A 9324-nucleotide genomic window follows, 5' to 3' on the forward strand; every position below is an offset into this window, starting at 1 on the left:
GGTGGAGGCCGAGAGGCGGTGTGTGGTTGCCGAGGTGGCGGTGAGGAGGAGCAGGGTGAGTACGAGGATGGTGAGCAGGTCGACGTGGTGCAGGAGGAGGGCGCCGGCGAGGGCTCCGAGGAACATGGCGAGGACGGAGAGGATGCGCCGGCCCGGCTTGGCTCCTGCGGTGGGTGAGGTGTCGGCGGCCAGTCCTGTGAGGGTGAGGGTGAGGACGGTGGTGGTGAGGTCGGGGACTGAAAGCCGTCGGGCGACTGCGTTCTGCATGCCCATGGCGATGCCCAGGAGCACGATGAGGGTGTAGCGGACGGGGGTGGTGACGTCGCCGTGTGCGGCCGCGACCGCGATCACGGTGCCGGCGACGAGGACGGCCTGGATGGCCGTTGTCACGGTCAGCAGCCGGCCGCGGTGGGCGGCGAACCGGGTGCCGTACTTGCCTCCCGCCAGTGCTCCCGCCAGGAAGGAGGCCATCGAGACGAGGGACGCCGCCGCGGACAGGCCGGGCGCGCCTGCCAGGGCGAAGCCGAGGAAGACGACGTTGCCGGTCATGTTGGCGACGAAGACCCGGCCGAGTGCCAGGTAGCTGACGGCGTCGATGAGGCCGGTGACCACTGTCAGCACCAGCATGAGTGGTGGCAGCGGCCCGTGCGGGTCGCCCTTGGGTGGCAGGAGTGTGTGGGCGGCGTCGGTCAGCAGCCTACGCATGCGGCCTCTCTTCGTGCGTGGTGTCGCCGGTGGCGGGCGGGTGGGTCAGTGCGGCGCGGGTGATCAGCCCGCTGACCGGTCCGGTGACGATCGCCGCGAGCGGGACCCACAGCGGCCAGGCGGTCAGTCCGAAGGCGTGGTCGAGCGACCAGCGGCCGGGGCCGGTGAGTGCGAGGGCCGCGGCGACGGTGACGAGGACCAGGGGGTACTCGTATCCGTCGTTCTGCACCCACAGCCCCTTGTGCCGTTTGACGGTGCCGGCCACCGTCATCACTCCCATGGCGGCCATCGCCGCCAGGGGAGTGAGGAGGCCGGCCGCCAGGAACAGGCCGGCACCGATCTGGCTGCCGCCCGCGGCGAGTGCGGTGAGTCTCCCGCCGCAAAAGCCGTCACGGCGGAACTCCTCGGTCCCCCCGGCCAGTCCGTTGCCCCCGAGCCGGAAACTGACTTTCTGCACTCCGTGCCCGGCGATGAGGAGTCCCACCACCAGCCGGAGCACCAACAGTCCGCTGTCCATCGCGTTGTGCCTGTTCCTGACGTGTGTCGTCAACCGTGTAAAGCGGGTCAGCCGGCGGCGTGCTCGCCGATGACGGACTGCGCGTAGACGACCCCGAGACCGTAGGTGCCGCCGTGCTCCTTCACGACGTCCATGACGGGCATGTACGTCTCCTGACGGGCCCAGTCACGCTGGAGCTCCAGGAGCACCTGCACCCAGGTCACCGGCACCACGCCGGCCTGGACCATCCGCTGGACGGCGTGCTCGTGGGCCTGCGGGCTCACGCCGCCGGAGGCGTCGGTGACGACGTAGACCTCGTAGCCCTGGGCGAGCGCGGACAGCGCGGGCAGGACCACACAGACCTCCGTCCACAGGCCCGCGATCACCAGCTTCTTACGCCCCGTCGCCTTGACGGCCTCGACGAAGGCGGTGTCCTCCCAGGCATTCATCGTGCTGCGGTCGATGATCTCCTGACCGGGGAAGACGTCCGCGAGCTGCGGCATCAGCGGACCGGAGAAGGACTCCGCGGCCACCGTGCTCAGCACCGTGGGAACACCGAAGACCCTGGCAGCCTTGGCCAGACCGACCGTCGCGTTGATGATCGCGGTACGGTCACCGCTGCCCGTGCCGAAGAACATCTGCGGCTGGTGGTCCACGAACAGCACCGCACAGTTGTCCGGAGTCAGCAGGTCCGGGCTCGGAGCAGCAGTGACCTGAGCAATGTCGACCATGAGAATACCTTTCAATGATGGGTTGCAACGATCACGGACGGTCGCCCGCGATCCGGAAAAGAAGGTCATAGGGACAGAACCCGATGGCGGAGGCGGGGCAGCCGACGCCGCCTGCTCGCGCCGCACGGCCAGACCTTGCCGCGGCGAGCGGACCCCGTTGCGTTGCGGACTACGAGGACCGCCGCTTCGTCGGTGGCGTGAGGTATCAGCCCGCCGACCGGCATAGTGGACACCTTCGACAACCTCCTGCGGGGCCGTGGGGTTACGGCTCGTCATGTTCATGGGGCAGCGTCCGAGTCCGGGCGAGAGGTTGGAGAGGTTCGCGAGGAACTCTGTGCGGCGGCTATGACAGTCACGCTACGTCGAAGTCTCGTGACCACTTTTCTGATCAGCGCACTGAAGTTTGACCCGTAACGCACTGCTGCTCGGCCGGGTGTGGTGTGCCGCCACCGTCGCCGTTCCGCTGCCGCACGGTCACCACCGCGACAAGGCCGGCCAGCAGCAGGCCCGTGAGGAGCGCGGGCGCCGGGAGCCAGGCGGCCAGCAGGATGCCGACGGCGGAGAAGGCGAACGGCAGGCACTCGGCAGCCCGTCTCTGGTGCGGCCGTAGGTGCACCGCCCACACGGTGACGAGGAAAACGGCAGCCGGTACGGTGACGGTCATCGCGGGAGCCACGGACGACGCGCCCGTATGGCCGGCGAGGTGATCGGCGTAGGCCGCCAGGCCCGCTCCTTCGGCTGCAGCCGACGCGAAGACCAAGTAATGGCCGTAGGCCCAGGTGAAACGCCTGCTGTGGGCCTGGTGCGTGGTGGCGAGCAGCGTATGCGCGGGCTTGGTGAAGTACAGCCACCACATGGAAAAGGCCATCAGCAGGCCGCCGCCGGCCAGAGCATACAGTTCCCCCGTGCTGTGGTTGCGGTCGAACGCTCCCCGGACGGCGACGGTCGCGGCCGCGACCGACTCACCGAGCACGATGAGGGTGAACAGCTCGTAGCGTTCGGCGATGTGATGCGGATGCCAGGGAGTCATTCCGGCGGACTGTGCCCACACGGGCACCAGTACTTCAGCGAGGATCATCACGATGACGCCCGGTAGTTGAACCGTTTGAGGCAGGAAAAGCAGGGCGATCCAGCCCAGTTGGCAGATCGTCACGCCGGCTGCGAACCGGAGTGTCGTTCGGCGCCGGGCGGAGTCGGCCAGCCCGGCCCGGAGCCACAACGCGGCCAGTGCGGTGCGCAGCACCGCGTATCCGAGCGTGATGACCAGCAGGTCACCGTGGTCGAAGGCACGGGCGACGCCGGCGGCCAGGACGAGCGACCCGGTGATCTGTACCAGCACCGTCAGCCGGTACGGAGTGTCGTCGGGATCGTAGGCGGAGGCGAACCAGGTGAAGTTCATCCAGGCCCACCAGACGGTGAAGAAGACCAGTGCGAAGCGCAGCGCACCGGAAGCGTAATGACCGTGGGCCAGTGCCTCGTGAAGGCTTTCCGACGCCTGGGCGACGGCCACAACGAAGCACAGGTCGACGAAGAGTTCCAGCGGGGTGGCGGACCGGTGTGCCTCTGCGGGGTCGCGGCCCGACATGGTGCGCCGCCGAGGCGCGGAAACGGCCGCGGCCTTCCCGGGATTTTGCTTGAGGCTCAGCGGAGGGCTCCCAGGGCTGCCCCGACCGTCCGGTGGAAGGTGGGATAGGCGTAAATCATCTCCATGAGCCGGCGAACGGACACCTCGGCGTGGACGGCGACGCTCAGCCCGTACAGCAGTTCGCCGCCGGCCGGCGCCGCCGACGTGGCCCCGACCAGCACGCCGCGGTCGGCGTCCTCGACGACCTTGACGAACCCCTCGCCGCCCGGTCCGTGAATCCAGCCACGGGTGGACGAGGCCAAGGGAAGCACGCTGGTGCGCACTCGGAGTCCCTGCGCCCGGGCCTGCCGCTCGGTCAGTCCCACTGCCCCGATCTCGGGGTCCGTGAAGGTGACACGAGGCAGGGCGCGGTAGTCGGCGTCGGGGGCGGAGCGTCCGAGGACGTCCCGGACGGCTATCTCCGCCTGGTACATCGACACATGGGTGAAGGCACCCTTGCCGGTGAGGTCGCCGACAGCCCAGAGCCCCTCCGCGGGCGTCCTCATCCGGCCGTCCGTGGGGACGGCCGGTGCTGTGGGGTCGAGTCCCACGGTCTCCACGGCCAGCGCGGCGAGGTCGGCGTGGCGCCCGGCGGCGACGAGCAACCGTTCGGCGCGCAGGGTCTCGTCGTCCGTTCCGCCGACCTGGACCGTGAAGGCGGTGCCGTCGTGGATGATCCGCCGGGCCCGGATGCCGGTGAGAATACGGACGCCGTCCGCCCGGAGGGCTTGCGCGGCCAGTTCGCCCGCTTCGGGCTCTTCCTGGGCGAGCAGGCGGTCCTGCCCTTCGAGCACCGTGACGGCGCACCGGAAACGGGCGAAGACCTGAGCGAGTTCCACTCCGACGGCCCCGCCTCCCAGCACGATCATGGATGCTGGCAGGTCCGCGGCCGCCATGGCCTCCCGGTTCGTCCAGTACGGGGTGCCCGAGAGCCCCGGCACCGACGGGATACGAGGCCGGGTGCCCGTGGCCAGCACAACACCGCGCCGGGCCTCGACGGTGCGGTCGCCGATCGTCACCCGGCGGAGCCCGGCCAGGCGGCCCGTTCCCCGGACGAGACGGACGCCCTTCGCCCCCAGTCGGTCTGCCGCGACCTGGTCGTTCCAGCCGTCGGTGGCCTCCTCGCGGATGCGTCCGGCCACCTTGCTCCAGTCGGCTGTCACATCGGCCGTCCCGGCCAGGTCAGGAACCCGGAGGGCCTCGGCGAGCGCATTGCCGGCCCTGATCATCATCTTGCTGGGAACACACGCCCAGTACGGACACTCGCCCCCGACCAGCTCCGCTTCCACTCCCACCACGTCCAGGCCGGCCTCGGCCAGCGCGCCCGCGACGTACTCGCCGCCCGGCCCCAGCCCCAGGACGATCACGTCCGCCCGTTCGCTCATACTCATCGCCGTTCCTCGTCCACCCGTCTGCCCTGCGTCATCGGCTGCTGACGTTAAGGCCGTCCTGCGGTGGGAGGAGCCCGAGAGCGCACGGATGCTTGCACGAGAGCGTCGGTCCGGGCCTGCGCGGTCCGCCGTGCGCTCCGCTCGGCCTGTCCCTCAAGGCCCGGATGTACTCCTGCAAGCCCCGTAGATCCTCTACCGCCGCTGCCAGAAGCACCACTCCTTGATGCGCGGTGTGTCGCCGAGGACAACCGCGGCACGTCACCGAGACCACGTCCATCTCGCAGCCCCCGGACGGCGTGGAGGAGGTACCCGCGACGCTGTCGCGGATGCCGGAGGCCACGAGATCCTCGTCGAGGACCGGGACGCTGTCGCGCGCACCGCGGAGCTACAGGAAGAGGTCACGGCACTTCGTGCTGACGTGGGCCGGCGCGGCGCGCTCCGCCCGCCCGCTTTCCTATGGTCGTGGGCGACCTTCGCGTACTCCCGACTCCCTGAGGTTCCATGCTGATGAGCGCTGCCCAGACGGCGACCGGCGACCGACACCGACGTCGGTACGTGCCCCACTTCGCCATCCAGGGAGCGTCGCCTGGCAGAGCCGCCACGGCACAGGACCGGCTGTGGCAGACGTACGGGGAGGACCTCCGTCAGACGATCGACACCCTTGTGTCGCGGCTCGCTCCGGCAGCGTCGCGGCAGTCGGACCTCCGCTACGAGACGCTTAGCAGGTTGACGGACCTGGCGGCCCTGCACCTGTATCTGACGCCGGAGTGGCCAGGGGTGGACGCGGCAGTGCAGAACAGGGCGACGGAGGCCACGCAGGCGCTCGTGCGCTGCGTCAAGGCGGGCCTGCTGCGCTTGCCCGCCTACCGGGGAGTCGCGGTGGCACGGCCAAGCGGACTGGGTGGCGCCGTTGACCGGTACCGGAGCGATCCGCTGGTCGTCGACCAAGGCTTCTGGGCCGTGTCCACCGCGATCGAGGCTTTCCGTGGCCATGGTGGCTCCGTTCGGGTCCGGTCACTGACTGGGCGTCAGACGCAGCTCGTGGACCCGGACAGGAACCGGTTGGTCTTCCTGCCCGGGATGCGGTCCGCCGGTGTGGGTGTGCCGGGTATGCGGATGATGCCGATGTCTCCGGGAATGGGCGCCGGGGCCGGGGCGGGCAGCGGGGGTGCTGAACGTCCGGACTCCGCCGGTCTGTTGGGCGGCGAGGGTGCGGTGCCGTGGACACAGGAGTGGACGCCGGACGCCGAGGAAGGTGTCCCGGTGGCGGGAGCCGCGCCGGATGGGTCGGGCCTGACGGAGCTTGACGCGGCCTTGCCGGCCGAAGGCGACCACACGGCCGGACAGCCGAACAACACCCCCCTCGTGGCACCCCCGGTTCTTCTGGCCCCCATGACGGGGACACCTGCCGCTCCCGGCCGGCGCAGTGGTGAGCGGCCCGACGCGACCGATGCCTCAGCACTGCTCGGCGCCTCCGGGAGCGCCTGGGCCACACCGACTGCCCCCGGGGCCGAACCGGAGGCGGAATCGGTCCGCCGGAAGCCCGCGTCCCAGGGGCCGAGGCGGAGGCCACCGGTGACACCGGGAGGGAAGCACATGGCATGGCGACGGCCGGGGCCGCGCGGGTCGTCGCTCCTCTGCCCGACGACCGCGTCGCCATGGTCAACCAGGATGAGGAACCGGAGGACGTGTCCGCCTGGAACGCGGCCGCCGCCGGGTTCGCGCCCTTGCTGCCGTCCCTCGGGCCCGGGGTGTCGTGGACGAACGTGTCGCCCGGCTGGAGCCGGGGTCTGCTTGCCGCCCTGCTTCGATCCGGGCCGCACCTGCGTCCAGCGGCTTCAGCGCGATGTGCACGATCGAGCCGTCCCGGCATGGCACGGCCGGTAACTGCGGGTCGGACGAGGCACGTCACCTCACGTCGCCTGCACCGCCGCGCCGCTCGAAGGCCCAGGAGGTGAGCGCCGCCAGAGGAAGAGCGGCTCCCAGGACGGTGAGGCCTGTCCAGCCGCCCGCTTGGTACACGACGGACCCGAACTGGGAACCGGCCGCGCCGCCGATGAAGATGTGGTGCGCGCCCAGCCCCGCGAGGGCGAAGGCCAGGGCGGTGACCAGGAAGGCGGCACCGGTCCCACGACGGCAGGTGAGCGATCAGCCTTCCCCGAGCAGTGCCTCCGTGACGGAGTCCCAGTCGATCAGCGCGTTCTCGTCCCCGGGCGGAACCGCCTCCCAGGTGGAGACCAGCCATTCACGCAGTGGCTGGACAGGGACGTCCAGCAGGGCGGAGGCCGAGCTGTCGCGTAGCATCATGCGTACGTCCGGCCTGTCGTTGCAGCAGCACGGTGGCCAGACGCGCACGTCACCTTCCCCAGAGGGCCTGTGCAGACCCGACTGGAGAAGGTCCCGTGAGAAGACCCAACGGGCGCTGCCCAGGCCGCCCGACTCGGGCAGTTCCAGGAGCACCGCGAAGGGCTGCTGCCGGTCGTAGCGGAAACACACGGGCAGCGGCGCCGTCCTGTCCCGTCCCAGCACCAGCGTGGTGGTCAGGGTGAGGGCGATGACGCCGTCCGGTTGCCGTACCCCGTCGTGCGGGAGCGAGTGCGGGTCCATGACGAAGCAGCCTCTCGAGTCACGTCCCCGAGGCGCGGTGTGCCTCGGCCGGCTCGGGAAGGTGGTGCAGCGCGGCGAGGCGCTCCTCGAAGGGGGTGACCTCCTCGAAGGAGTCGCGCCGGGGCTGGGGACCGGCGGTGGTCAGTCCTGACATCAGGGCCGCCAGTTCGCCCGCGGCCCGTTGGATCCGGCGGTCGAGGCCGCCGGCGCCCCAGTCCTCGGAGGCGGCGTAGACGCCGGTCGGGACGACGACGGCCTTGAGGTATGCGAACAGCGGACGCAGGGCGTGGTCCAGGACGAGCGAGTGCCGGGCGGTGCCGCCGGTCGCGGCGATCAGCACCGGCTTCCCGGCCAGCGCGCCCTCGTCGTGCACGCTCAGGGCGTCGAAGAACGACTTGAACAGTCCGCTGTACGACGCCGAGAACACGGGCGTGACGACGATCAGGCCGTCGGCCTGCGCCACCGCGTCGAAGGCGTCGGCCAGATCCTTCTCGGGGAATCCGTTGGTGAAGTTGTGCGCGATCTCCACAGCGAGGTCGTGCAGCTCGATCACTTGGACGTCGGCCCGCTGCGGTTCGGGCGCGGTGGCGGCGGGGGCGGCGACAGCGGCCAGCCGGTCGCCGAGCAGCCGGGTGGAGGACGGGACGCTCAGTCCCGCGGAGACGACGACGAGCTTCATGCGCGGGCTCCTTCCTTGTCGGTGCCCTCGGTGGCGGCGGTGCTGCCGGTGTCCTTGGCGGCCAGCAGGGAGGTGTGGGTGGGCGCGTCCGGCACGTTCGCGGGCCGGTTCTTGGCGATCTCCTTGCGCAGTACCGGCACGACCTCCTCGCCGAGCAGGTCGAGCTGCTCCAGCACGGTCTTCAGCGGCAGCCCGGCGTGGTCCATCAGGAACAGCTGGCGCTGGTAGTCACCGGCGTACTCGCGGAACGACAGGGTCTTCTCGATCACCTGCTGCGGCGAGCCGACGGTCAGCGGCGTCTGCTCCGTGAAGTCCTCCAGCGACGGGCCGTGCCCGTAGACCGGCGCCACGTCGAAGTACGGCCGGAACTCGCGCACGGCGTCCTGCGAGTTCTTCCGCATGAACACCTGCCCGCCGAGGCCGACGATGGCCTGCTCGGGCGTGCCGTGCCCGTAGTGGGCGTACCGGGTCCGGTACAGCTCGACCATCCGCTTGGTGTGGTCGGCCGGCCAGAAGATGTTGTTGTGGAAGAAGCCGTCGCCGTAGTACGCGGCCTGTTCCGCTATCTCGGGGGAGCGGATCGAGCCGTGCCAGACGAAGGGCGGCACGCCGTCCAGCGGGCGCGGCGTGGAGGTGAAGCCCTGCAGGGGGGTGCGGAACTTGCCCTCCCAGTCGACGACGTCCTCGCGCCACAGGCGGTGCAGCAGGGCGTAGTTCTCGACGGCGAGGTTGATGCCCTGCCGGATGTCCTGGCCGAACCAGGGGTAGACCGGGCCGGTGTTGCCGCGTCCCATCATCAGGTCCATGCGGCCGTCGGCCAGGTGCTGGAGCATCGCGAAGTCCTCGGCGATCTTCACCGGGTCGTTCGTGGTGATGAGGGTGGTGGACGTGGACAGGATCAGCCGCTCGGTCCGGGCCGCGATGTAGCCGAGCATCGTGGTCGGCGACGAGGGCACGAACGGCGGGTTGTGGTGCTCGCCGGTCGCGAAGACGTCGAGGCCGACCTCCTCGGCCTTCAGCGCGATGGCGACCATGGCCTTGATGCGCTCACGTTCGGTCGGCGTACGGCCCGTGGTCGGGTCCGGCGTGAC

At 70.4% G+C, this 9324-nt stretch carries 8 protein-coding genes; all 8 read right to left on the reverse strand.

The annotated features are described in order from the left end of the window. On the reverse strand, positions 1 to 705 hold a 705-nt coding region (locus H0H10_RS06425), incomplete at its 3' end, for a YoaK family protein (RefSeq protein WP_188179847.1). Then, positions 698 to 1222 carry a DoxX family protein gene (locus H0H10_RS06430; RefSeq protein WP_188179848.1) on the reverse strand — a complete coding sequence of 175 codons (525 nt, stop codon included), beginning with the start codon at positions 1220 to 1222 and terminating at the stop codon, positions 698 to 700. The genes H0H10_RS06430 and H0H10_RS06425, both read right to left, overlap by 8 nt. 47 nt (positions 1223 to 1269) lie before the next feature. Next, positions 1270 to 1932 (reverse strand): hydrolase, encoded by a 663-nt coding sequence (locus tag H0H10_RS06435; protein WP_188179849.1) that lies wholly within the window; start codon positions 1930 to 1932, stop codon positions 1270 to 1272. Between the two features lie 388 nt (positions 1933 to 2320). Then, a complete protein-coding gene (locus tag H0H10_RS06440; RefSeq protein WP_188179864.1) occupies positions 2321 to 3517 on the reverse strand; it encodes a low temperature requirement protein A in 1197 nt (398 codons plus the stop codon). A 56-nt stretch (positions 3518 to 3573) separates the two neighbouring features. Next, entirely contained in the window at positions 3574 to 4947 is a 1374-nt protein-coding gene (locus tag H0H10_RS06445) for a dihydrolipoyl dehydrogenase family protein (RefSeq protein ID WP_306420936.1), read from the reverse strand. A gap of 2148 nt (positions 4948 to 7095) precedes the next feature. Further along, the gene (locus H0H10_RS06450; RefSeq protein WP_188179865.1) at positions 7096 to 7554 is read right to left on the reverse strand and encodes an SsgA family sporulation/cell division regulator; all 459 of its coding nucleotides are present in this window, start codon (positions 7552 to 7554) and stop codon (positions 7096 to 7098) included. Positions 7555 to 7573: 19 nt separating this feature from the next. Beyond that, the gene (locus H0H10_RS06455; RefSeq protein WP_188179866.1) at positions 7574 to 8233 is read right to left on the reverse strand and encodes an FMN reductase; all 660 of its coding nucleotides are present in this window, start codon (positions 8231 to 8233) and stop codon (positions 7574 to 7576) included. Further along, positions 8230 to 9324, reverse strand: a 1095-nt coding sequence (locus H0H10_RS06460) for an LLM class flavin-dependent oxidoreductase (protein ID WP_188179867.1), incomplete at its 5' end; no start/stop codon positions are given. The genes H0H10_RS06455 and H0H10_RS06460, both read right to left, overlap by 4 nt.

The organism is Streptomyces griseicoloratus (assembly GCF_014534645.1).
GTDB classification, from domain to species: Bacteria; Actinomycetota; Actinomycetes; order Streptomycetales; family Streptomycetaceae; genus Streptomyces; species Streptomyces griseicoloratus.

What these genes read in the sequence shown, in the direction of transcription:
- H0H10_RS06430 (WP_188179848.1), bottom strand. Translation starts at nt 1,222, where the DNA reads ATGGACAGCGGACTGTTGGTGCTCCGGCTGGTGGTGGGACTCCTCATC.
- H0H10_RS06435 (WP_188179849.1), bottom strand. Translation starts at nt 1,932, where the DNA reads ATGGTCGACATTGCTCAGGTCACTGCTGCTCCGAGCCCGGACCTGCTG.
- H0H10_RS06440 (WP_188179864.1), bottom strand. Translation starts at nt 3,517, where the DNA reads ATGTCGGGCCGCGACCCCGCAGAGGCACACCGGTCCGCCACCCCGCTG.
- H0H10_RS06445 (WP_306420936.1), bottom strand. Translation starts at nt 4,947, where the DNA reads ATGAGTATGAGCGAACGGGCGGACGTGATCGTCCTGGGGCTGGGGCCG.
- H0H10_RS06450 (WP_188179865.1), bottom strand. Translation starts at nt 7,554, where the DNA reads ATGGACCCGCACTCGCTCCCGCACGACGGGGTACGGCAACCGGACGGC.
- H0H10_RS06455 (WP_188179866.1), bottom strand. Translation starts at nt 8,233, where the DNA reads ATGAAGCTCGTCGTCGTCTCCGCGGGACTGAGCGTCCCGTCCTCCACC.